Here is a 23576-nt window from a genome sequence, read left to right as displayed (position 1 = left end):
CAGGAACCGGAATCGGCGGATGAACACCCGGAATCAGGCTGCCAGGATCGCCCCGCAAGCCGCTGCGGGGATTCGCGTTTTACCCGGCGCTCAGGCGAAGCGTTCAAGCGAATAGGGCCTGGGATCCGTGAACGGCGCCTCGCCGGTGATCATTTCGCCGAGGAGCCGCGCTGCCGAGCCCGCGAGCGTCAGCCCGTGATGCGCATGGCCGAAATTGAGCCACAGCCCCTTGTGGCGCGGCGCCCGCCCCATGACCCCGATCATGTCCGGCAGGCAGGGGCGCGCGCCCAGCCAGGGCGTCGTCTCGACCCGGCCCGCGAGCGGGAACGCCGCGCGCGCATGCGGCTCGATCATGTCCACCTGCACGGGATTGGGCGGTGCGTCGCGATGCGCGAATTGCGCGCCGGTCGTCAGGCGGATGCCGCGCGCCATCGGCACCATCATGTAGCCGTATTCCGTGTCGAGCAGCGGCAGGTTCAGAACGGCGTTGCCCTGCGGCCGCATATGCACATGGTAGCCGCGCTTGACGCCGAGCGGCACGGAATAGCCCAGCGGCCGGAGAAGATCCGCCGACCAGGGGCCGAGCGCCACCACGCAATCCGGCGCACTCGCCTGGCCGTCCGCGGTGGTGACGGACCAGCCGTCGCGCGCCTCGACGAGGCTCAGGGCATCGCCGGCCAGCACCCGGCCGCCCAGCGCCTCGAAGCGCGCCGCATAGGCCAGGGTCAGCGCCTCGGGATCTGCGAGGCTCCACGGCTCCTTCCAGTGGATGGCGCCGGCGAAGACATCCGCGAGATGCGGCTCGCGCGCCTTCAGCGCCGCCGCGTCCAGGATCTCGGCATCGACCTTGTAGGGCGCAAGATCCGCGAGCCCCTCGCGGCGGAAGGCATCGAGCGCCCGCTGCGAGCGGAACGCCTTGATCCAGCCGCCGGGGCGCAGCATCGCTGTCACACCCGCCGCCTCGGCCAGACGGCGGTGTTCGGCGAGGCAGGCGCGAAACAGCGGCGCATTGGCGGCGGCGGTGCGCAATTGCCCGGCCCGGTTCGAGGCCCGGAAATAGCGCCAGAGATAGGGCGCGACATGCAGAAGATCGCGCAGCCGGTAATTCGCTTCCGACTTGAGATTGAGGGCATATTGCAGGAGAAGGAACGGGTCGCGCGGGAAGGCATATGGCATGAAGGCTTCGCTCTGGATCAGCCCCGCATTGCCGAACGAGGTCGCCCCGCCCGGCCGGCCGCGCTCGACAAGCGCCACCGAGCGCCCGCGCAGGGCCAGATCCAGCGCCAGCGACGTGCCGACGATTCCGCCGCCGAGCACCAGAACATCAAACCGCATGCCATTCTCCTCCAGCACGGCCCATCGTGCCGGAAGCCAATCGGCATTTCAACGTCATTTCACGCAATTTGATAGGGTTTATCTCTATCATAAATCGAAAAGATAGAGAATTACACCATAACGATGCTCGATCATCCCCGCGCCGCCCTGGCCTTCATCGGTCGGCATTCCGCTGCCGCCTTCGGGCTGTCGATCTTTCTCGGCCTCGCCCTGCCCCAACTCGCGGCGGCGCTGCGCCCCTTCATCCCGATCTCGATCTTCTGCTTCATCGTGCTGAGCTTCGCACGCGCCAACATGGCGGGCATCCGCCGCGTCTGGGCGCAGCCGGGGCGACTCGCCGCAGCGTTCCTCTGGTCGACGCTGTTGCCGCCGCTGACCGGCTTGCTGGCGATCGCGGCACTCGGCGGGGATGCGCTCGATCCCGGCCTGCGCCTCGCCATCGCGCTGATGGCGGCGGCGCCGCCGCTGATGGCCTCGCCGGCCTTCGCCGCGGTGCTCGGCTTCGAGAACAGCCTCGCCCTGTCGATCCTCGTGCTCGGCATGGTCGCAACCCCGCTCACCGCGCCGCTCTTCGCGAGCCTGCTCGCCGGCGCCCATGTGCCGCTCGACCCGCTGGAACTCGCCCGCCGCCTCGCCATCTTCATCGGCGGCGGCATCCTGCTCGGCCTCGTCGTGCGGCGCGCCGTCGGCATCGCGCGGATCGGCATGTTCCGGCATGAACTCGACGGTTTCAACGTGGTGCTGTTCTTCCTGTTCGCCATCGCGGCGATGGATGGCGTGATCGAGGCCACCCTGGAAGATCCGGCCACGATCACCGGCTATTTCCTGCTCTCGACATTGCTCGCGATCCTCGGTTTCGCGGCGAGTTACGCGGCGATGGCACCGCTCGGCTTCAACGACCGCTTCTCCTACGCGATCGGGATCGGGCTGCGGAACATGGGATTGCTGATCGCACCGATCATTTCGCTGGTGCCGAAATCGACCTTCCTCTATTTCGCGATCGCGCAGGTGCCGATCTATCTCGCGCCGATCGCGCTCAAGGCGGTGAAGGGCTGGCTCGACCGCACCGGCCGTTCCCCGCCGGACACCCGGGACACCCCGCCCCGACCCGACCCGGAGAACGCATGCGACCGCTGATCATCGCCCCTTCGATCCTCTCCGCCGATTTCGCCGATCTCGGCGCAGATGTCGCCGCCATGATGGCCGCCGGGGCGGATTGGGTGCATATCGACGTGATGGACGGGCATTTCGTGCCGAACATCTCGTTCGGCGCGCCGATCATCCGCGCGATCCGCAAGGTGACGCCCAAGCCCTTCGACACCCATCTGATGATCGCCCCGGCGGATCCGTTCCTGAAGGATTTCGCCGAGGCCGGCTCGGACCTGATCTCGGTGCATGTCGAGGCCGGGCCGCATATCCACCGCACGCTCCAGGCGATCCGCGCGCTGGGGCGCAAGGCGGGGGTGGTGCTCAACCCCGGCACGCCGGCCGGCGCGATCGGGCCGGTGATCGATCTGGTCGATCTCGTGCTGGTGATGAGCGTCAATCCCGGTTTCGGCGGCCAGAGCTTCATCCCCTCCGCGCTCGGCCTTGTCGCCGAGGCGCGTGCGATCATCGGCGACCGGCCGATCGATCTCGAAGTCGATGGCGGGATCACGCCGGAAAATGCCGGCGCCGTGATCCGCGCCGGCGCCAATGTCCTCGTGGCGGGTTCGGCCGCCTTCCGGGGCGGGCGGAGCGCCTTCGCCGCCAATATCGCCGCCCTGCGCGCGGCGGCCGAAGCGGCGCACGGCTGAATGCCTGCCGCCGGGCTTGCGGGGTCGCGCTGCGCGGGCCTGCTGCTGCTGCCGCTCGCGGCCGGCGCCGCCATGGCGCTGCGGATCCTCGAACGCGACGAGACCTGGAACGACCGCACCCATGCCCTGATCGCCATCGCGATGATCGGCGGGCTCGGCGGCGCGCTGGCGGCGCTGGCGCTCGAATACCCGCTCCGGCGCACGCGGCTGCGGCGTGCAATCGCCGCGCTTCTCGGCTTCCCCGCCGGGTTCGTGCCGGCGATGGGCCTCGCCTTCGTGGCCGAGATCCTGTTCATCAGCGGCCATTTCGAGGCCGTGGCGGAACACGGGCTGCGGATGATGCTGTTCTCGGCGGCGCAGAGCTTCGGCCTGTTCCTGATTTCCGCCCCCGCCTATCTGCTGCCCTGGCCGCTGCCGCTGCTGACCGGGCTGGCGCTGGCGCTTCGCAGCCGCCGCGACGGTTGAGCCCGCCGCCCCCGGCGTGTAACGAGACAGCGTTCCCCTTCAGACGAGTTCGCCGATGATCCCCCGCTACGCCCGCCCCGACATGGTCGCCATCTGGTCGCCGGAAACGCGCTTCCGCATCTGGTTCGAGATCGAGGCGCACGCGACCGACGCGCTCGCTGATCTCGGGGTGGTGCCGCGCGAGGCCGCGCGCGTGATCTGGGAAAAGGGCGGCGCCGCGACCTTCGACATCGCCCGGATCGACGCCATCGAGCGCGAGACCAAACACGATGTGATCGCTTTCCTCACCCATCTCGCCGAGATCGTGGGGCCGGAAGCGCGCTTCGTCCATCAGGGCATGACCTCCTCCGACGTGCTCGACACGACGCTGGCGGTGCAGCTGAGCCGCGCGGCCGATATCCTCCTTGCCGATCTCGATGCGCTGCTCGCCGCGCTGAAACGCCGGGCGATGGAGCACAAATACACCCCGACCATCGGTCGCTCGCACGGCATCCATGCCGAGCCGGTCACGTTCGGGCTGAAGCTCGCCCAGGCCCATGCCGAATTCGAGCGCAACCGCGCCCGGCTGCTCAATGCCCGCCAGGAAGTGGCGACCTGCGCGATCTCCGGCGCGGTCGGCACCTTCGCCAATATCGATCCCGCCGTGGAAGCGCATGTCGCGAGCCAGCTCGGCCTCGCGGTCGAGCCGGTCTCGACCCAGGTCATCCCGCGCGACCGGCACGCGATGTTCTTCGCGACGCTCGCGGTCATCGCCTCGTCGATCGAGCGGCTCGCAACCGAGATCCGCCATCTCCAGCGCACCGAGGTCTACGAGGCGGAGGAATATTTCGCGCCCGGCCAGAAGGGCTCCTCGGCGATGCCGCACAAGCGCAACCCGGTGCTGACCGAGAATCTCACCGGCCTCGCCCGCATGGTCCGCAGCTATTGCATCCCCGCCATGGAGAATGTCGCGCTCTGGCACGAGCGCGACATCTCCCATTCGTCGGTCGAGCGCTGTATCGGCCCCGACGCGACCATCACCCTCGATTTCGCCCTGCACCGGCTGACGCAGGTGGTCGACAAGCTGGTGGTCTACCCGGACAACATGCGCAAGAACCTCGACAGGCTCTCGGGATTGCACAATTCGCAGCGGGTGCTGCTCGCCCTCACCCAGGCCGGGCTCAGCCGCGAGGATGCCTACCGGCTTGTCCAGCGCAACGCGATGAAGACCTGGGAACACGGCGCCGACTTCCTGACCTCGCTCAAGAACGACGCGGAAGTGACGGCACGGATTCCGGTTTCCGAACTCGAGGCGATGTTCGACCTCGCCTATCACATGAAGCATGTGGACACGATCTTCGCGCGCGTGTTCGGCGCGTGAGGGCAGGCGATGAAGACCTCCGAGCTCTCCATCCTCATCGTGCCCGGCCTGGGCGGTTCGGGCCCGGACCATTGGCAGAGCCGCTGGGAGGCAAAGCTTTCGACGGCACGGCGCGTCTTGCAGCCGGATTGGGACCGCCCGAACCGCCGCCTCTGGACCGAGACGCTGGTGGAGGCCGTCAACGCCGCCGAACGGCCGGTGGTGCTCGTTGCGCATTCGCTCGGCGTCGCGACAGTGGCGCATGCGGCGCCGGATTTCGCCGCGCCGGTGCTCGGCGCCTTCCTCGTCGGGCTCTCGGACTGGAACCGCGCCGAACTGATCCCCGGCCTCGCGCATGATTTCGCGCCCCTGCCGCGCGATCCCCTGCCCTTCCCCTCGCTGCTGGTCGCAAGCCGCAACGATCCGTTCTGCGAATTCGAGACGGCGGCGGATTTCGCCAATGCCTGGGGTTCGGCGCTGATCGATGCCGGCGAGGCGGGCCATCTCAACGCCGATTCCGGCCACGGCCCCTGGCCCGAGGGGCTGCTGCGCTTCGCGACCTTCCTCAAGCGGCTGCCGGCCGCCTGAGGACGGCGGAGACATTCAGGCCGCAACGAAGCGATAGGCGCTGCCGGCCCGCTCGATGCGCCCCAGCCCCGGCATCGGAAAATGATAGGCGATCACCGGCACGCGATCGGTTGCGAGCCGTTCGAGCAGCCGCCAGCGGGTCGCCACGGCCAGATCCGGATCGATATCCGCGACCGAGCGCCAATCCGGATACCGGCACGAAATCACCGGATGGATCAGCGCATCGCCGAGCACGAGCAGCGTTTCGCCGCCGCCGGCAACCTCGAAGGCGACATGGCCCGGCGTATGCCCGGCGGTCTCGACCGCGAGGATGCCGGGCGCGACCTCCTGCCCCGGCGCGAACCGCTCCAGCCGATCGCCGAGCGTCTTCAGCACCCGCTGGGCACCGGCGGCGAAGGCATGGCGATCCTCCGGCAGCCGCGCATAGACGTCCTCCGCCATCCAGAACGCGATCTCCGCCGCGGCCATGCCGTAGCGGGCGGTGGGGAACAATGCGGAATCGAACTCGTCGATCGCGCCCCAGAGATGATCGGGATGGGCATGGGTGAACAGCACGCGCGCGACCCTGGCCCGGTCGATCCCGGCCGCGTCGAGACTGGCGGCGAACTGGCCGGAACCGGCCAGAAAATGCCCGCCGGCCCCGCAATCGATCACCGTGTAACGGTCGCCGTCGCGGATCAGCGTGATGTTGAGCGGCATCCGCGCCTGATCAATCGGCTGTCCGGCCTCCCGCAGCGCCGCCATGAGTGTATCGGGCGGCACCCCTCGCGCGAGCATCGCGAGCGGCACCGTGAAACTGCCGTCGGAGATCGTCAGCACCTCGCGCGAGCCGAGCCGCGCCACGCCCTCCGCCCGCGCCGGGGCGGGAAGCATGCCGGCCGCCACGAACCCCGCGGCGCCGGAAAGAAAAGCCCGCCGCGTCCCCTGCGGCCCGGTTCCGTTGACGCTGGCCATCCTGACATCCTCCGCTTATGATTTCTCCGATCATATCGCGTTTGGTGAATGTCGGAAGCCCACGGCGCCGGGAGGGCGCGGAATCAGGCCTCGCGGGTCAGCGCGAGGATGCGGCGGGAAACATAGACGCTGAGCGGAATCGCGGCGACGAATCCGAGCGCCGCCGCGATCAGGATAAGGCGCATGCCCTGATCGGCAAGCGCCGGCACGCTGACGATGGCGATCACAAGAGCGCCCATCAGCACCGTCATCAGCACGATATGCACCAGAAGCGCGACCTTCCACATGCCAGCCTCCGCACAGGATCCAAACTGTCGAAGGATATCTAGGCACGAACTCCCGCGCAGGCCTTGATCCTGCGCAAGCCGAACGGCGTCGAGCATGAAAAAGGCCGCCCCGGGGCGGCCTTCTGCAAGCGGGTCCGGCGCCGGCGAGACGCAATCAGCGCGAATAGAACTCGATCACGAGATTCGGCTCCATCTGAACCGGATAGGGCACATCGGACAGGCCGGGGATCCGCGCGAGCTTGGCGGTCATCTTGCCGTGATCGACCTCGAGGAAATCCGGCACGTCGCGCTCGGCGAGGCCGGCCGCCTCGAGCACGATCGTCAGCTGCTTCGAGCTTTCCTTCACCTCGACGACATCGCCCGGCTTCACGAGAAAGCTCGGCACGTTGACGCGGCGGCCATTGACCTTGACATGGCCGTGGCTGACGAATTGCCGCGCGGCGAACACGGTCGGCACGAATTTCGCGCGATAGACGATCGCGTCGAGGCGGCGCTCGAGCAGGCCGATCAGGTTCTCGCCGGAATCGCCCTTGAGCCGCACGGCCTCGGCATAATACCGACGGAACTGCTTCTCCGAGATCGAGCCGTAATAGCCCTTGAGCTTCTGCTTGGCGCGGAGCTGGGTGCCGAAATCCGAGAGCTTGCCCTTGCGGCGCTGGCCGTGCTGGCCGGGGCCGTATTCGCGGCGGTTGACCGGGGATTTCGGGCGCCCCCAGATATTCTCGCCCATGCGGCGGTCGATCTTGTATTTGGCTTCGTGACGCTTGGTCATCGTCGTTTCCTGGCTCGGCTGGCCCGCTCGGAAACGACGGCATGGCCCGCGCAACACGGCACGGCCGATCCACCATCGCGTTCCAGCGAGCCCGGTTCGGGACATGGCCCGGAAAATCCGGGCCGGCGCTTGGAACGCCCCTCCTCTCGCCGTTGCCGGCGCGACAGTCGCTGTCGGGAGGCCTGGGGCCGAACCGCGACGCGACACGGGTGCGCAACCCCGGATCGAAATCCGGGGAAGCGGCGCGTATAGAGGAGGCGGCGCGCCGCGTCAACGCCCGGCGGCGAATGCCGCGAGGGCGCAAGCCGGCGCCGCGCCGGCGGTGAAGCGCGCGGCGAAACCGCCCTCCCCCGCGCCGCCGGCGCCAATGAGCTGCACCACCCGCCGCGCGATCGCCGGCGCGGGATCGATGAAGGCGACCGGCCAGGGCGCGAGCCGTTCGATGCGCGCGAGCAGCAGCGGATAATGCGTGCAGGCCAGCACGACCACATCCGTCCTTCCGCGCGCCTTCTCGATGAAGCAGGGGGCGATCTCGGCCGCGATCTCGGGATCGGCGACGGCCTCGCCGCGCAGCGCCGCCTCGGCGAGGCCGGCGAGATGCTTCGAGCCGACCAGCGTCACGTCGAACCCGGCGGCGAAATCACGGATCAGTTCGGCGGTGTAATCGCGGCTCACCGTGCCGGGCGTCGCGAGCACCGAGATCAGTCCGGTCCGCGTCATCGCCGCGGCGGGCTTGATCGCCGGCACGGTGCCGACGATCGGCATCGGGAACGCCGCCCGAAGCGCCGGCAGCACCAGCGTCGAGGCGGTGTTGCAGGCGATGACGACGCAATCCGCGCGGAACTCGTCCAGCGCCGCGCCGATCACCGCCAGCACGCGGGCGACCAGCGCATCCGGCGCCAGCGCGCCATAGGGGAAATGCGCGTCATCGGCGAGATAGAGATAATCGGCATCCGGCCGCAGCGCGTGGACGGCACGGAAGACGGTCAGCCCGCCCAGACCGGAATCGAAGACGAGAATCCTCTGCCGGTCCCGCGGCGAAGCGGCGGGCATGGGCGAAGCGGAAGCGGCGATTCGATCGGGCGGCACGAGCCTGTTTCGCGCCTTCACCTTGCCGCTGCAAGCCGGTGGGCGATGCCATCCACCGCGCGGATGGCGGAGAGGGCCGCCCCGCCCGCAGTCATCGAGGCGGCGCCGGCATTGGCCTCGCCGGCGAGCCAGAGCAAATCGGCGACCGGCGCCTCCAGCGCCGCGCGCGCCGTCATCCGCCCGGGCAGCGCCACCGAATAGGCGCCGCGCGCGAGCGGATCGGCGCTCCAGCCGGCAAGCCGCCCGCCGGTGATCCTCCCCGCCGCCTCCGCGCCCAGGATGGCGACGAGCCGCGCCCGGATCGCCTCGATCGCCGCCGCCTCTCCCGCAGCCGCAAGAGCACGCGCGAAATCGCCGCCGAACATCGCAACCACGATATCGCGGTCGAACGGCCAGAACTCGAAATTGACGAGATCGTCGGCGCGGCCCTGATCGAAGAATTGCGACCAGGGCGAAAGGCCGAACCGCGTGCCCTCGACCCGCAGCGCGACCTTGGTCAGCGCCCCCATCCGCAGCCCGTCGAGCGCCGCGACGAGCGCCAGCGGCAGGCGCGGCGTGACGCGGATCGCCTCCGCCTGCAACACGCCGAGCGGGACGGTGACGATCACCGCCCGCGCCGTCAGCACGCCGCCGGCGCTCTCGATGCGCGCGACGGCGCCCGAAAGATCGATCCCCGTCACCATCGTGCCGAGCCGGATATCGAGCCCCGCGGCGTAACGCGCGAGCAATGTGCCATAGCCGCCCGGCAGCACGAGATCATCGCCCGAATCGAGTGCCTGATAATCGCGGATCGAGACCCGGTCGGCGTTCTCGCCGAGCGAGAGCAGCGTCATCGCCTCGGCGGCCTCGATCAGGTCCGGCGCGTGGCGCCGTGCCGTCTCGGCGAAGGAGAGATCCTCGCCCGGCGGCTCGCGGTCGATCGCGTCGGACAGCCGCCCGAAGGCGCCGCGCCGGCGGCTGCGCTCCTCGGCCGGGATCGGCCGCCCCTCGCGGAACACGTTGAAGCTGCCCCAGAGCGTGTTGTCGTCGACGAGTTCCGCGCCGAGCCCCAGCGCGATCTCCCGCCACGGATTGCGCTCGGCGAAATGGATGTAGAACGCCCCGGCATCGAAAGCCGGGCCGAGGCTGGCATCGGTGTAGATGCGCCCGCCGACGCGTTCGCGCGCCTCGATGACCCGCGCGGTAAGGCCCTTCTCCCGCGCGCGATGCGCCGCGGCGAGCCCCGCCGCGCCGGCGCCGATGATCGCGACATCGACCTCCGCCCGCGCCGCGGCGCGCGCGCGCCTGCTGCAGAGGAAGGGCGCGGCCAGAAGCGCGGCATTCACCTGGCGGCGGCTTGGCATCGGGGGATCCGGACAAGGGGAGGACAGCAGGCCTTCGGAATACGGCGATTTCAAGCCGGCGGATCGCCATCCGACGGTGCGCCGCGCCGCGCGATGAAATCCAGCGCGCCGCGCAAGGTCCGGATGTCCTGCTCGCTGGGATCCATGCGGTGGACGATGTTGCGCAGGTTGCGGATCATCACCGGCCGCTTGTCCTCCGGCCAGAAGAAACGGGCCCGGTCGAGATGCCCCTCCAGGAAGGCGAAGAAGGAATTCAGCGTCTCGCGCGTCACCGGCGGGCTCTCGGCCGGCATCGCGAAGGGCGGCGCCTCGCCATGGGCATGACGGAACCATTCATAGCCCGTGAGCAGCACCGCCTGGGCGAGGTTGAGCGAGGCGAATTCCGGATTGACCGGGAAGGTGATCACCGCGCTCGCGAACGCCACCTCGTCGTTGGAAAGGCCGGTGCGTTCGGGCCCGAACAGGATACCGACCCGCTGCCCGGCGCCGATCCGCGCCGCGGCCGCCGCCATCGCCGCCGACGGCGCCTCGACCGGCTTCGCCTGGCCGCGCTCGCGCGCCGTGGTAGCGTGAACATGGTGGAGATCGGCGATCGCCGTTTCGACATCGGGAAAGAGCGTCGCCGTCTCGAGGATTCCGGTCGCGCCGGCGGCGGCGGAGAATGCACCCTTCTTCATCCGGGTCTTCTGCGGCCAGCCATCGCGCGGGGCGACGAGCCGCATCTCGGTGAGCCCGAAATTCGCCATGGCACGCGCGCACATGCCGATATTCTCGGCGAGCTGCGGCCGCACGAGGATGATGACGGGGGCTTTGGCCGGCGCGGGATCGAGGCTTTCCATAGCAGGCAGGGTTTAGAGCAAGTCCCGGATGTGTGAATACCGCCTGCGCGAAGAAAAAGGACCCCGGCACCCGGCGCACCCCGCCGGCCCCGCTTCTCCCTTCGTCAATCTTTGCCTTGGCGGAAAGCGGTGCTATAGCCCGCTCGATCCGCCGCTCCGCCGGCATGCCCGGCGCAAGCGGCTGGTTCTCGCGCGCTTTTACCGCTGAACCCAAGGCTTTTCCCGATGAAGAAAATCAAGGTTGCGAACCCGGTCGTCGAGATGGACGGCGACGAGATGACCCGGATCATCTGGGCCTTCATCAAGGACAAGCTGATCCACCCCTATCTCGATCTCAAGCTCGAATATTACGATCTCGGAATCGAGAATCGCGACGCCACCAATGACCAGGTGACGATCGATGCCGCGGAAGCCACCAAGAAGCACGGCGTTGCCGTGAAATGCGCGACGATCACGCCGGACGAGGCGCGCGTCGAGGAATTCAAGCTCAAGAAGATGTGGAAATCGCCGAACGGCACGATCCGCAACATCCTCGGCGGCGTCATCTTCCGCGAGCCGATCATCTGCAAGAACGTGCCGCGCCTCGTGCCCGGCTGGACGCAGCCGATCGTCATCGGCCGCCACGCCTTCGGCGACCAGTATCGCGCCACCGATTTCCGGGTGCCGGGCAAGGGCAAGCTCACGATCCGCTTCGAGGGCGAGGACGGCAAGGCCATCGAGCACGAGGTCTACCAGTTCCCCGGCGGCGGCGTGGCGATGGCCATGTATAATCTCGATGAATCGATCATCGATTTCGCCCGCGCCTCCTTCGCCTATGGCCTGATGCGCAAGTATCCGGTCTATCTCTCGACCAAGAACACGATCCTCAAGGCCTATGACGGCCGCTTCAAGGATCTGTTCCAGGAAATCTTCGACAGGGAATTCGCCGCCGCCTACAAGGAGGCCGGCATCACCTACGAGCATCGCCTGATCGACGACATGGTCGCCTCGGCACTCAAATGGTCCGGCGGCTATGTCTGGGCCTGCAAGAACTACGATGGCGACGTCGAATCCGATATCGTCGCGCAAGGCTTCGGCTCGCTCGGCCTGATGACCTCGGTGCTGATGACGCCGGACGGCAAGATCGTCGAGGCCGAGGCCGCACACGGCACCGTCACCCGCCATTACCGCGAGCACCAGAAGGGCAAGGCCACCTCGACCAATTCGATCGCCTCGATCTTCGCCTGGACGCGCGGCCTCGCCCATCGCGCCAAGCTCGACGAGAACGCCGAGCTCGCCCGCTTCGCCACGACGCTCGAGCGGGTCTGCGTCGACACGGTCGAAGCCGGCTTCATGACCAAGGACCTCGCCCTGCTCGTCGGCGCCGAGCAGAAATGGCTCTCGACCACCGGCTTCCTCGACAAGGTCGACGAGAATCTCCAGAAGGCGATGGGGGCGTAAGCCCTTGCCGGGCCTCGACGTCCGCATGTCCGAGGCCCGGTTCCCTGCCGGGTCCGGCTTCCCCCGGCTCGCAGCCTATCGGGGCGCCGGCCGGCGCCCCGGACCGGGGGAGCGCGTCGCGGCATGACCACCCGCGCCGATTTCCGCTTCTTCTGGCCGGCGCGCGTGCGCTATTCCGAGATCGACGGTCAGGCCGTCGCCTACAACGCGCATTACCTGACCTGGTTCGACACCGCCATCTTCGAATATTGTCGCGTCCTCGGCTATGATCAGTTCCGCGAGGCGCAGGAAACCGGCCAGGATTGGCACGTGGTGCGCGCGCTGGTCGAATACCGCGCCCCACTGACCTACGACATGGAATTCGAGGTCGGCGTCCGGGTGGCGCGCATGGGCAATGCCAGCCTCACCTATGCGCTCGCGATCTTTCCGGCGGGCGCGGCGCGACTGATGACCACCGGCGAGGTCGTCCAGGTCTATACCGATCAGCGCACGCATCGCGCGATCCCGATCCCCGACCGCGTGCGGGCGCTCTACCGCGCCTTCGACCCATCATCCGGCTGAGCCTCGGCCTCCGCCGCAGGGCCAGGCTCGATTTCGCCGAGCGCGAGATCGCCCCGCGCCTCGACCGGCTGGGTCCCGACGCGCCTCTCCACGATCTCGTGAATCCGCCGCGCGATGACCGGGTTCTCGCGCATGAGGGTCGAGAAATCATCGCGATCGAGCACCAGGAGCCGCGTGCCCTCGAGCGCGCGCACCGTCGCTGTCCGCCGGCGCTGATGCAGGATCGCGATCTCCCCGAAGAAATGCCCGGCATCGAGCCGCAACCGCCGCTCGGGGAGCTCAATCTCCACCGAGCCGCTGGCGATGAAATACATCGAATGCGCCGGATCGTCGCGATGCGCGATCACCTCTCCCGCCGCCGCCACCCGTGACCGCAAGAAGCGCATGATGGCCGCGATCTCCAATGCATCGAGTTGGGCGAACAGCGGCACCCGCGCGACCATGCTCCAGGTGACGACGAAATCCCGCCTGTGGATCACCTCGGCAAAGGCGCTCGCGATGATCCCGACCGGCAGCGACAGCATCACCAGCCCCATCACCGCCGTGATCCCGGCGATCACGCGCCCCAGCGCGGTCACCGGTGCGGCATCGCCATAGCCGACCGTCGTCAGCGTGATGATGGCCCAGTACATCGCGATCGGGATCGAACCGAACCGGTCAGGCTGCTCCTGCCCCTCGACCGCATGCATCGCCGCCGCGGCGATGATCATCAGCCCGCCGAGGATGACGAGGCAGGCGACCAGCGCGCGGCGCTCGGTGTGGATCGCATCCATCAGCGAGCGCATGCCGGGCGAATAGCGGGCGAGCTTGAAGAACCGCACCAGCCGCAGGAGCAGCAGCACCTGGAGATTGGTCGGCCCGAAAAGCGAGATGAAGAACGGCAGAATCGCCAGGAGATCGATGAGGACCGCCGGGCTCGACGCATAGGCGAGCCGTGCCCGCCAGGGCGGCATGCGCTTCAGCGGCGGATGCTCGACGATCGCCCAGAGCCGCAGCACATATTCCACCGTGAAGACCAGCGCCGCAATCCCTTCCAGCACCAGGAACAATGGATGGGCCCGGGCCGCGATCGAGGGCACGGATTCAAGAATCGCCGCAGCGACGCTGACCAGAACCACCAGGATGAGGCCCCGATGCACCGCCACGCCGAGCGGATCATGCACCGAGCCGACATCAAGCACCTCGTAGCAGCGCCGCCTCAGCCCGTGGACCGCGCCGCGCCCTGCCATGCCTCACCCGATCGCCGCCAGCCTCTCGGCAATGACGGCGAGCGCATCCTGCACGCGCGCGCCATCCGGCCCTCCGGCCTGCGCCATATCCGGCCGCCCGCCACCGCCCTTCCCGCCGAGCACCTCCGAGGCCGCACGGACGAGATCAACCGCGCTGACGCGCCCCGTGAGATCCTCCGTCACCGCAACGACAATTCCGGCGCGCTGATCCTCGCCGACAACCGCCAACGCCACGACCCCCGAGCCGAGGCTCGCCTTGTGCTGATCGGCCAGCCCCTTGAGATCCTTGACCTCGACACCTTCGACCTTCTTGCCGAGATATCGCAGCCCACCGATCTGCGCGATGGTGTCGCCCGCAGCGGCCCCGCCGAGCGCCAGCCTGCGCCGCGCCTCCGCCAGTTCGCGTTCCAGGCGCCGCCGCTCCTCCGCCACCTGCGCCACGCGCTCGGCAACCTCGTCGATCCCGGCCTTGACGAGCCCGGCAACCGCCCGCAGGCGCGCCCGCTCGCCGTTGAGCTGACGTCGCGCAGCCTGTCCGGTCAGCGCCTCGATGCGGCGGACCCCCGCCGCAACCGCGCTTTCCCCGGTCACGGAAATCAGGCCAATATCACCCGTATGCGCCACATGAGTGCCGCCGCACAATTCCACGGAATAAGGCTTCGCGACGCCCGCTTCCGAGGCCGTGAGCCCCATCGAGACCACCCGGACCTCGTCACCGTATTTCTCGCCGAACAGCGCCCGCGCACCGGAGGCGATCGCATCGTCAACCGCCATCAGCCGCGTCGTCACCGCGCTGTTCTGCAGCACCATGGCATTGGCGAGATCCTCGACTGCCTCCAATTCCTCCGTGCTGACCGGCTTCGGGTGCGAAAAGTCGAAGCGCAACCGCTCGGCCTCGACCAGCGACCCCTTCTGCGCGACATGATCACCAAGAACCCGGCGCAGCGCCTCATGCAGGAGATGCGTTGCCGAATGGTTGGCGCGAATGGCGCCGCGGCGCGCCGGATCCACCTCCAGAACCGCCGGCGCCCCCACGCGCACGACGCCCTGCTCGACCACGCCGCGATGCACAAAGACATCTCCCGCGCGCTTGACCGTATCTTCAACCCGAAAGCGGAAGGTCTCGCCCTGGATCACGCCATGATCGCCGGCCTGTCCGCCGGATTCGCCGTAAAATGGTGTCTGGTTGACGACAAGCGCCGCCTGGCCGAGACCGGCCTCGTCCGCCTCTGCGCCCTCGCGCACGATTGCAGTGACCACCCCCTCCGCCCGCTCGGTCTCATAGCCGAGGAACTCCGTGGCGCCGACCCGCTCGCGGATCGCAAACCAGACAGGCTCGCTCGCCGCCTCGCCTGACCCAGACCAAGCGGCACGCGCCTCGGCCTTCTGCCGCGCCATCGCCGCGTTGAAGCCCCCCAGATCGACGGCAATTCCGCGAGGACGCAGCGCATCCTGCGTCAGATCCAGCGGGAACCCGAACGTATCGTAGAGCCGGAAGGCCGTCTCGCCCGACAGCGTGCCGCCAGCACTGATCCCCGCGCTCTCGGCCTCCAGTAGGCCAAGCCCGCGTTCGAGCGTGCGGCGGAACCGCGTCTCCTCAAGCTGCAATGTCTCGGTGATCAGCGACCCCGCACGGACGAGCTCCGGATAGGCCTGCCCCATTTCGCGCACGAGCGCCGGCACCAGCCGATGCATCAGCGGCTCGCGCGCGCCGAGCAGATGCGCATGCCGCATGCCGCGCCGCATGATGCGCCGGAGGACATAGCCGCGCCCTTCATTCGACGGCAGGACACCGTCCGCCACCAGGAAACACGCCGCGCGCAGATGATCGGCGATCACGCGATGACTGACGCCTTGCGGCCCATCCGGATCGACCGAAACAAGATCGGCGACGGCGCGTATCAGCGCCCGCATCAGATCGGTGCGGTAATTGTCGTGCGTGCCTTGCAACACCGCCGCGATGCGCTCGAGCCCCATGCCGGTATCGATGGAGGGACGGGGCAGCCGCACCCGCTCTCCGTCCGGCATCTGCTCGAACTGCATGAAAACGAGATTCCAGATCTCGATGAAGCGGTCGCCATCCGCGTCCGGGCTGCCGGGTGGGCCACCCGGGATCGCCGGGCCATGGTCGAAGAAGATTTCGGAACAGGGGCCACAGGGACCGGTATCGCCCATGGCCCAGAAATTGTCGGAACTCGCAATCCGGATAATCCGATCCTCAGGCAATCCGGAAATCTTGCGCCAGAAACCGAAGGCCTCATCGTCCTCGTGATAGACTGTAACGCTCAGGCGATCCTTCGGGAGCCCAAATTCACGCGTGACCAAGGTCCAGGCGAATTCGATCGCATCTTCCTTGAAATATTCCCCAAAGGAGAAATTACCCAACATCTCGAAAAATGTATGATGTCGCGCCGTGTATCCGACGTTATCGAGATCGTTATGCTTCCCGCCGGCACGAACACACTTCTGAGAGGTTGTCGCGCGACTGTAATCGCGCTTCTCGAAACCCGTGAAAACGTTCTTGAACTGAACCATTCCCGCATTGGTGAACATCAATGTGGGATCGTTCCTGGGCACCAACGGCGAAGACGGAACAACCGCATGCCCGTTCCGTGCAAAGAAATCGAGAAAGCTCGTCCGGATCTCGTTGACGCCACTCATGCCAAATCCTGTCGCCGGCGTGGTCTCACCACGCTTCTTTGCCGGTTCTAGAGAGGCCTGGAAGAGCTGTCCACCATCAAGCGGGGCTCACTCGTCATCCACGCTCTCCGCAGCATCACCCGCAAGGATCGACTCGGCGATCAGGCCTGCATTCTGCCGGATTGCCTGCTCGATTCGGTCGGCAACCGCCGGATTCTGCCGGAGGTAGAGCTTGGCGTTCTCACGCCCCTGACCGAGCCTCTGGCTGTCATAGGAGAACCAGGCGCCGGATTTCTCGACAACCCCGGCCTTCACCCCGAGATCGATCAACTCACCGGTCCTGGAAATGCCCTCTCCATACATGATGTCGAATTCGACCTGCTTGAAGGGCGGGGCGACCTTGTTCTTCACAACCTTCACCCGGGTCGTGTTGCCGATGACGTCCTCGCGCTCCTTGATCGACCCGACACGACGGATATCGAGGCGCACCGAGGCATAGAATTTCAATGCGTTGCCCCCCGTCGTCGTTTCGGGGCTGCCATACATCACACCGATCTTCATACGGATCTGATTGATAAAGATGACCATGCAATTCGAGCGCGAAATCGAACCGGTCAGCTTGCGCAGCGCCTGGCTCATCAGGCGCGCTTGCAGCCCCGGCTGCACCTCGCCCATCTCGCCCTCGATCTCGGCCTTCGGCGTCAGCGCCGCGACCGAATCAATCACCAGCACCTCGATTGCCCCGGAGCGGACCAGAGTATCCGCGATCTCGAGCGCCTGCTCTCCTGTATCCGGCTGAGAAATCAGAAGATTATCAATATTGACACCAAGCTTGCGTGCATAGACCGGATCAAGCGCGTGCTCCGCATCGACGAAGGCGCAGACCCCGCCACGCTTCTGCGCTTCGGCCACCGTATGCAATGCCAGCGTCGTCTTGCCTGACGATTCCGGGCCGTAGATCTCCACGACCCGCCCCCTGGGAAGCCCGCCCACGCCGAGGGCGATGTCAAGCGACAGCGACCCCGTGGGGATGGTCTCGACCTCCATCGCCTTTTGCTGGCCAAGCCGCATGATCGAGCCCTTGCCGAACGCCCGCTCGATCTGGGATAGCGCGGCATCGAGGGCCTTGGTCTTGTCCATGGAGGAACCTTCAACGAGACGGAGCTGAGCTTGCGACACGGGAACCTCCTTAGGGCATCCGCCAGTGACGTTCAACGTCGCAATAATTCATGCTTTGTTCGCATTGTAAAGTTCCTTTTTTGTTCTTGACATCCGATCGCCGTCATCGTTAGGGTTCGGAGGGCTCGGGACCGGGGAGACGGGATGCAACTGTCATATGCGCAATTGATGGAGGACGCGCATCTCGACCGTGTTTTGGGGGATCGGGTCCAGGGCGTTTATGTCGATGTCGGCGCGGGGCACCCCGTGGCCGACAATGTGAGCTTCCACTTCTACCTTCGCGGGTGGCGGGGGCTCGTCGTCGAACCGCAAGCCGATCTTGCAGCACTTTACGCGCGGTTGCGCCCGCGGGACAGGGTTGTGGATTGCCTCGTCGGTCGCGCGGCGGGCCGGACGACGTTTCATCGGGTCGAGCGCCTCCACGGTTTCTCGACGATGATCGAGGCCAATGCGATGGGCGCGCGCGCGTTCGGCGCGGATTATTCGAGCGAGGAGAAGGATGTCGTTCCGCTCTCCCGGCTGATCGACGAGGCCGGACTGGACCGGATCGACTTCCTGAAGATCGATGTCGAGGGCGCCGAGGCGGAAGTCCTGGCCGGGATCGACTGGGCACGGCACCGGCCCTCCGTCCTGTGCATCGAGGCGATCCGGCCCGGGTCCGGGCAGCCGTCACATGACGAGTGGGAGCCGCTTCTGCTGGCCGCGCGGTTTGAATTCGCCTTCAGCGACGGGTTGAACCGCTTCTATGTCGCGGCGGAGGAATCCGCGCTCGCAGCGCGTTTCCCGCGCGAGCCCTTGCCCTGGGACAGTGTCCGTCATCTCTATGAATTCGGCCGCCCGCATCGCGAGGCCATCCATCCGGACCACGTCCTCGCCGGGCAGCTTATTCAGGGGTTTCTCGCGCGGCTTCCGCATCTCGACGCGGAGACGCTGCGGACTTTGCTCGCCGCCGGTGCGGCACGTGGAGCCGCCGAACCGGCGCCCTCTCTCCCGGAAGGCGATGAGCTGCGCGCGGCGCTGGGCCGGATCGCAGCAGCCTATGACGGCGGCATGATCTGGGAGGACGAGGCGCCGCGGGTAAGCGGCTGATGCCCCGCTGAGCGGGTGGCACCGCGCCATACCGACATCCGCCGGAACAGGCCCGGGACCGGCGACGGGATAGCGCCGTCGCGGGGCAGTGTCCGGCGCTGTCACGCCATCACGCCCTTCACGGCCTCGACCAGTTGTTTCAGGCCGAACGGCTTGGGCAGGAAGTCGAATTGCTCGCCATCGGGCAGATTCTTGCGGAAGGCTTCCTCGGCATAGCCTGATACGAAAATGACCTTGAGGTCTGGGTTACGGGCGCGCAGCTCCTTGAGCAGGGTCGGCCCGTCCATTTCCGGCATCACCACGTCGGAAACGACGAGATCGATCTCGCCGATCCTGTCGCCGACCTGTTCGAGGGCGTCGGTTCCCGATTGCGCCTCGATCACCGTGTAGCCACGCGAGCGCAGGGCCCGCGCGCCGAAATTGCGCACGGCATCCTCGTCCTCGACGAGCAGGATCGTGCCCCGGCCGGTGAGATCGGCGACCGGTGCCGGCCGAGCAGCCGGCGGCACGGGATCGAGCGTTCCGCCCGGAGACGGCGGGTCCGCAGCAGGCATGTGCCGCGGCAGGAAGATCCGGAACGTGGTCCCCACGCCGGGTTCGGACTGGCAATCGATGAAGCCGTTCGATTGCGTGACGAAACCGTAGACCGAGGAGAGGCCGAGCCCGGTCCCGCGCCCGACATCCTTGGTCGTGAAGAAGGGCTCGAAGATTTTCTTCTTCACGTCCGGCGTCATGCCCGTTCCGGTATCCTCCACCTCGACCAGCACATAATCCGCCGCCGGCATGCCCTCCACGGCGAAACCCGCGCAATCGGCAGCCGGGATATTGGCGGTGCGGATCACGAGCCGCCCGCCCTTCGGCATCGCGTCGCGGGCATTGACCGCGAGGTTGATGATCATGTTGTCGAACGAGGCCGGATCGGCATGAATCGGCCAGAGATCACGGCCATGGCGCACGTCAAGCTCGACATTCGGGCCGATCGAGCGCTTGAGCAGGTTGGTCAGATCGCTGAGCTGCGCGCCGAGATCGATCGATTCCGGCATCAGCGTCTGCTGGCGCGAGAAGGCAAGGAGCTGGCGGACAAGGCTCTTGGCGCGGTTGGCCGAGCTCTTGATCTGCATCACGTCCTGGTAGCGGGGATCGGTGGCGCGGTAATTGCCGATCAGCAGGTCGGCGAAGCCGACGATCGCCTGGAGATGATTGTTGAAATCATGGGCAACCCCGCCGGCGAGCTGGCCGATCGCGTTCATCTTCTGCGATTGGATGAACTGCTCCTGGAGTTTCTTCTCCTCGGTGGTCTCGATCAGGTAGATCAGGGCCGCCTCGCCATCCGCCTCGCGCGCCTCGGCCGGCACGAGGAAGAAGCGGGCGCTGCGGGGTTCGCGGGTGGCGAGCGTGGCGTCCACGGGGTCGATCTCGCCGCGCCCGGCCAGCACTTCGGCGAAGGCCGCCTCGATCCGCGGCCGGTCCGCCGGCGTCGCGAGCGCTGCGAGCATGCGCGGCTCCGCGAGTTCGGCCGCCTGGAGCAGCGCCGCGAACCGCGCATTGGTCGAGACGATAGTGCCCTTGCGGTCGAGGGTGGCGATCGCCAGCGGCGAATTGTGGAAGAACCGCGCGAAGCGCACCTCGGCGGCGCGCAGTCCCTCATCCGTCGCATCGCCCTGCCCCTCGCTGCGGTTGAGCACCAGGGTGCGCGAGACCCCGGCCGTCCCGTCCGCCGCGAAGGCAATGCGGTGGACAAGCCGCACGGGCAGCGTCTGCCCGGAGCGGCGCTTGAGATCGAGATCGATGGTCTCGGTGCGGATGCCGCCGGGCGCGCCCTGGATCCCGGCCAGAAGCGCCGCACCCGAGCCCGCGACGATATCCTTGAGATCGAGTTCGCGATCGGCGATCTCGGCGATGTCGAGATCGAGCCAATCGGCGAGCGTGGCGTTGAGATAGACGATCCGGCCATCGGGCCGCGCGCAGAGGAAGCCCGCCGGCGCGTTGTCGAGATAGGAAACCGCCTGCTGGAGTTCCTGGAACTCGTTCTCGTTGCGCTCGCGTTCGCGCGTGATGTCGGCCACGCTCCAGTGCTGCACCGAGCCGCCGTCACGCGGGAGCGGCCGCACCCGCACGCGATACCAGGCGGAAGCGCCGCCGCCGGCCAGCGCCGGCACGAGCCGCATCGTCTCGGTGGCGCCGCGTCCCTCGCGCGCCGCCTGGGCGAGGCGATAGACCGCCTCGCTGACCTCGGGCGTGCCGGAAAGAAGCCGCTCCACCGGCCGGATGCTCGCGACGCGCCCCGGCACACCGCCGCACAGCGTCTGATAGGCGGCATTCGCATAGAGCACCCGCCCCTGGCGGTCGACGACGAGATGGCCCTCGGCGGCGGTGTCGATGATCGCCTTGGTCAGGTCGTTGCGCGCCGCACGGCCGGACCATTGCAGCACGCCGACCGCGTAGAGGAAGGCGGCGAGCACGCCGAGCGCCGCGAACCCGGCCAGGAACAGCGTGAGGAACAGCGCGTGCTGGCTTTCATCGAGATAGACGAAGCCGAGCATGCCGCCCACGACGACGAACGTGATGAGGAGGAGCAGCGCCGGCGAACCGCGCTGCTGGCTCCGGTCGATCGGCGCCCCGACAGGGGTCTCCTTCAGCATCCGCGCACCATCCTCGTCGGCCAGATCCGGGGCGACGCGCCCTGGAGCGGGCACCCCGCGCCCCACGCCGCATGCAGCCCGGCGCCGGCCCCTTCCCGATCAGAACGCCCGCTGCCGCAAGCGCATCACGTATCCGATGACCTCCGCGACAGCCTTGTAATGCTCTTCGGGGATTTCTTGGTCGATTTCAACACGCGCGTGCAGCGCCCGGGCGAGCGGCGGATTCTCGACGATGGGGATGTCGTGCTCGGTCGCGATCGCGCGGATGCGCATGGCCAGCGAATCGACGCCCTTGGCGAGCAGGACCGGCGCGTTCATGCCGGGCTTGTATTGCAGCGCCACCGCGTAATGGGTCGGGTTGGTGAGCACGAGCGAAGCCTTCGGCACATTGGCCATCATGCGGCGCTTGAGCACCTCGACGCGCAATTTGCGGATGCGCGCCTTGATCTCGGGGCTGCCCTCGGTTTCCTTGAATTCCTGCTTCATCTCCTCGCGCGTCATCTTCAGGCGTTGCCGCCAGGAGAAGCGCTGGTAGAGGATGTCCGCCGCCGCCACGAAGGCATAGACCATCAGCACCCCGCCGATGAGCTTGAAGGTCAGCGCGGCGGATTCGTCGAGCAGCAGCGCCGGATCGAGCTGGATGAGCCGGTTCATCTGGCGCCGCTCCGGCCAGAGCACGTAGAACATCACGACGCCGACCAGCGTGAACTTGATCAGGCTCTTCAGGAACTGGATCAGCGCTTCACGGCCGAAAACGCGCTTGAACCCCGCAAGCGGCGAGATGCGGTTGAATTTCGGCATCATCGGCTCGGTCGTCCAGAGCGGGCGATGCATCAGCAGGCCGGAGGCGATGCCCGCCGCGAGCGCAAACAGGAACGGAATCCCGACGACGAGCGCAATCGTCCACAGCGCCTTGCCGGCAAGGTTCATCAGGCTGCGCGGATCGAGCGGCAGCGTATGCGCATGCTCGAAGAACCTGCGCAGGCCGGTCATGAACCCGTCAAGCCCGACGGTCGTGGTGATGAACAGCGCGAGCATCCCCGCCGCGAGCGCGAGGAAGGTCGCAGCCTCCATGCTCTTCGGCACGTCGCCGCGCTCGATCGCCTGCTCGATGCGGCGGTCGGTCGGGTCTTCGGTCTTGTCTTCCTGATCGGTATCGTCGGCCATGCTCAGCCCAGCCCCGGAAAAAGCTCGCGAAACACGCGCACGACATGCGTCATGAAACTGTCCATCATCAGCGACAGTACGATGATCAGCACGACCGTGCCGAGCAGGATGGAGGCCGGAAGCGCGAGGAAAAACACCTGCAATTGCGGCATCATCCGCGACAGGATGCCGAGCCCGACATTGAACACGAGCCCGAAGACCAGGAAGGGCGCCGAGATCTGCACCCCGGTCGCGAAGGCCGATTGCGCGACCATCACCGCGAGTTGCGCGGCGTCCCCCGAGGCCGGCGCCTGGCCCGGCGCCAGCGTGCGGTAGGAATCGGCGATGCCCATCAGCGCGACATGGTGGAGTTCCGCCGCGAGGATGAGCGAGATGCCGAGCAGGCTCAGGAAGGTGGCGAGCGCCACCGATTGGCCCTGATCGCCGCCCGCCGGATTGATCGACATCGTGAAGGCGAGCCCCATCTGGTTGGCGATGATGACACCGGCGAGTTGCAGGCTCGACATCAGAAACCGGCTCGCGAGCCCGAATGTGAACCCGATCATCAGCTCGACGAGCAGCAGATTGGCGATCGCCGGCAGATTCGCGAGCGATTTCGGCAGATCCGGCCGCACCAGCGGCATCATCACCAGCGCGACGAGAATCGCCAGCGTGAGGCGGATGCGCATCGGCGTCGTCCGCTCGCCAAGGCCGGGGACGAGCATCATCATTGTCCCCACGCGCGCGAAGACGAGCATGAAGGCCAGAGCGAATTCGGGCAGGACGCTGAAGCTCATGGCGCGATCTTCGCCGATTCGGGCCGGCGGCGATACGCGCGGACCC

General features: G+C 67.4%; 21 protein-coding genes. 8 read left to right on the top strand and 13 right to left on the bottom strand.

Annotated features, from left to right (window positions below; translation table 11 throughout):
* Window positions 1-90: 90 nt before the first annotated feature.
* Entirely contained in the window at window positions 91-1335 is a 1245-nt protein-coding gene (locus FWJ24_RS09590) for an NAD(P)/FAD-dependent oxidoreductase (protein ID WP_150287606.1), read from the bottom strand.
* A gap of 123 nt (window positions 1336-1458) precedes the next feature.
* Here FWJ24_RS09590 and FWJ24_RS09585 point away from each other — a divergent pair, with 123 nt between their 5' ends.
* From FWJ24_RS09585 to FWJ24_RS09565, 5 genes are read left to right on the top strand one after another with little or no spacing between them, the layout of a single operon-like run.
* The gene (locus tag FWJ24_RS09585; RefSeq protein ID WP_150287605.1) at window positions 1459-2472 is read left to right on the top strand and encodes a hypothetical protein; all 1014 of its coding nucleotides are present in this window, start codon (window positions 1459-1461) and stop codon (window positions 2470-2472) included.
* A complete protein-coding gene (rpe, locus tag FWJ24_RS09580; protein WP_150287604.1) occupies window positions 2460-3131 on the top strand; it encodes a ribulose-phosphate 3-epimerase in 672 nt (223 codons plus the stop codon). The genes FWJ24_RS09585 and rpe overlap by 13 nt, the downstream gene beginning before the upstream one ends.
* Window positions 3132-3596, top strand: a complete 465-nt coding sequence (locus FWJ24_RS09575; RefSeq protein ID WP_150287603.1) for a hypothetical protein — start codon at window positions 3132-3134, stop codon at window positions 3594-3596.
* A gap of 55 nt (window positions 3597-3651) precedes the next feature.
* The gene (gene purB, locus FWJ24_RS09570) at window positions 3652-4956 is read left to right on the top strand and encodes an adenylosuccinate lyase (protein WP_150287602.1); all 1305 of its coding nucleotides are present in this window, start codon (window positions 3652-3654) and stop codon (window positions 4954-4956) included.
* 9 nt (window positions 4957-4965) lie between these two features.
* Window positions 4966-5523 carry an RBBP9/YdeN family alpha/beta hydrolase gene (locus FWJ24_RS09565; protein WP_150287601.1) on the top strand — a complete coding sequence of 186 codons (558 nt, stop codon included), beginning with the start codon at window positions 4966-4968 and terminating at the stop codon, window positions 5521-5523.
* Between the two features lie 15 nt (window positions 5524-5538).
* Here FWJ24_RS09565 and FWJ24_RS09560 read toward each other — a convergent pair whose 3' ends face one another.
* From FWJ24_RS09560 to FWJ24_RS09535, 6 genes are all read right to left on the bottom strand, one after another.
* Complete coding sequence (locus FWJ24_RS09560; RefSeq protein WP_150287600.1) at window positions 5539-6477, bottom strand: MBL fold metallo-hydrolase; 939 nt, start codon at window positions 6475-6477, stop codon at window positions 5539-5541.
* An 83-nt stretch (window positions 6478-6560) separates the two neighbouring features.
* Window positions 6561-6764, bottom strand: coding sequence for a hypothetical protein (locus FWJ24_RS09555; protein ID WP_150287599.1), 204 nt, complete (start codon window positions 6762-6764; stop codon window positions 6561-6563).
* Between the two features lie 154 nt (window positions 6765-6918).
* Window positions 6919-7536 (bottom strand): 30S ribosomal protein S4, encoded by a 618-nt coding sequence (gene rpsD, locus FWJ24_RS09550; protein WP_150287598.1) that lies wholly within the window; start codon window positions 7534-7536, stop codon window positions 6919-6921.
* A gap of 270 nt (window positions 7537-7806) precedes the next feature.
* On the bottom strand, window positions 7807-8589 hold the full coding sequence (gene murI, locus FWJ24_RS09545; RefSeq protein WP_150287597.1) for a glutamate racemase: 783 nt from the start codon (window positions 8587-8589) through the stop codon (window positions 7807-7809).
* A 53-nt stretch (window positions 8590-8642) separates the two neighbouring features.
* The gene (locus FWJ24_RS09540; protein ID WP_150287596.1) at window positions 8643-9968 is read right to left on the bottom strand and encodes a flavin monoamine oxidase family protein; all 1326 of its coding nucleotides are present in this window, start codon (window positions 9966-9968) and stop codon (window positions 8643-8645) included.
* A gap of 50 nt (window positions 9969-10018) precedes the next feature.
* The gene (locus FWJ24_RS09535) at window positions 10019-10807 is read right to left on the bottom strand and encodes an RNA methyltransferase (protein WP_150287595.1); all 789 of its coding nucleotides are present in this window, start codon (window positions 10805-10807) and stop codon (window positions 10019-10021) included.
* Between the two features lie 225 nt (window positions 10808-11032).
* Here FWJ24_RS09535 and FWJ24_RS09530 point away from each other — a divergent pair, with 225 nt between their 5' ends.
* Window positions 11033-12247, top strand: a complete 1215-nt coding sequence (locus FWJ24_RS09530; RefSeq protein ID WP_150287594.1) for an NADP-dependent isocitrate dehydrogenase — start codon at window positions 11033-11035, stop codon at window positions 12245-12247.
* Between the two features lie 123 nt (window positions 12248-12370).
* On the top strand, window positions 12371-12808 hold the full coding sequence (locus FWJ24_RS09525; protein WP_150287593.1) for an acyl-CoA thioesterase: 438 nt from the start codon (window positions 12371-12373) through the stop codon (window positions 12806-12808).
* On the opposite strand, the gene FWJ24_RS09520 is transcribed toward FWJ24_RS09525, so the two are convergent.
* The 3 genes from FWJ24_RS09520 to recA all read right to left on the bottom strand — a co-directional run bounded on the left by FWJ24_RS09520 (window position 12778) and on the right by recA (window position 17856).
* Window positions 12778-14037: a cyclic nucleotide-gated ion channel gene (locus tag FWJ24_RS09520; protein WP_150287592.1), complete on the bottom strand. Its 1260-nt coding sequence runs from the start codon at window positions 14035-14037 to the stop codon at window positions 12778-12780. The two genes, FWJ24_RS09525 and FWJ24_RS09520, sit on opposite strands and share 31 nt — an antisense overlap.
* A gap of 3 nt (window positions 14038-14040) precedes the next feature.
* Window positions 14041-16698 carry an alanine--tRNA ligase gene (alaS, locus tag FWJ24_RS09515; protein ID WP_150287591.1) on the bottom strand — a complete coding sequence of 886 codons (2658 nt, stop codon included), beginning with the start codon at window positions 16696-16698 and terminating at the stop codon, window positions 14041-14043.
* Window positions 16699-16785: 87 nt separating this feature from the next.
* Entirely contained in the window at window positions 16786-17856 is a 1071-nt protein-coding gene (gene recA, locus FWJ24_RS09510; protein ID WP_150287590.1) for a recombinase RecA, read from the bottom strand.
* A 144-nt stretch (window positions 17857-18000) separates the two neighbouring features.
* Here recA and FWJ24_RS09505 point away from each other — a divergent pair, with 144 nt between their 5' ends.
* Complete coding sequence (locus FWJ24_RS09505) at window positions 18001-18945, top strand: FkbM family methyltransferase (protein ID WP_150287589.1); 945 nt, start codon at window positions 18001-18003, stop codon at window positions 18943-18945.
* Between the two features lie 101 nt (window positions 18946-19046).
* Here FWJ24_RS09505 and cckA read toward each other — a convergent pair whose 3' ends face one another.
* From cckA to fliR, 3 genes are all read right to left on the bottom strand, one after another.
* Window positions 19047-21587 (bottom strand): cell cycle histidine kinase CckA, encoded by a 2541-nt coding sequence (gene cckA / locus FWJ24_RS09500; RefSeq protein WP_150287588.1) that lies wholly within the window; start codon window positions 21585-21587, stop codon window positions 19047-19049.
* 99 nt (window positions 21588-21686) lie between these two features.
* Complete coding sequence (gene flhB, locus FWJ24_RS09495) at window positions 21687-22754, bottom strand: flagellar biosynthesis protein FlhB (RefSeq protein ID WP_150287587.1); 1068 nt, start codon at window positions 22752-22754, stop codon at window positions 21687-21689.
* A 2-nt stretch (window positions 22755-22756) separates the two neighbouring features.
* A complete protein-coding gene (gene fliR, locus FWJ24_RS09490; protein ID WP_150287586.1) occupies window positions 22757-23530 on the bottom strand; it encodes a flagellar biosynthetic protein FliR in 774 nt (257 codons plus the stop codon).
* Window positions 23531-23576: the final 46 nt, after the last annotated feature.

Source organism: Rhabdaerophilum calidifontis (assembly GCF_008641065.1).
Taxonomy (GTDB): Bacteria; Pseudomonadota; Alphaproteobacteria; order Rhizobiales; family Beijerinckiaceae; genus Rhabdaerophilum; species Rhabdaerophilum calidifontis.
The sequence above is the reverse complement of the archived record's forward strand: the minus strand, read 5'-3'. Positions and strand labels throughout refer to the sequence as shown.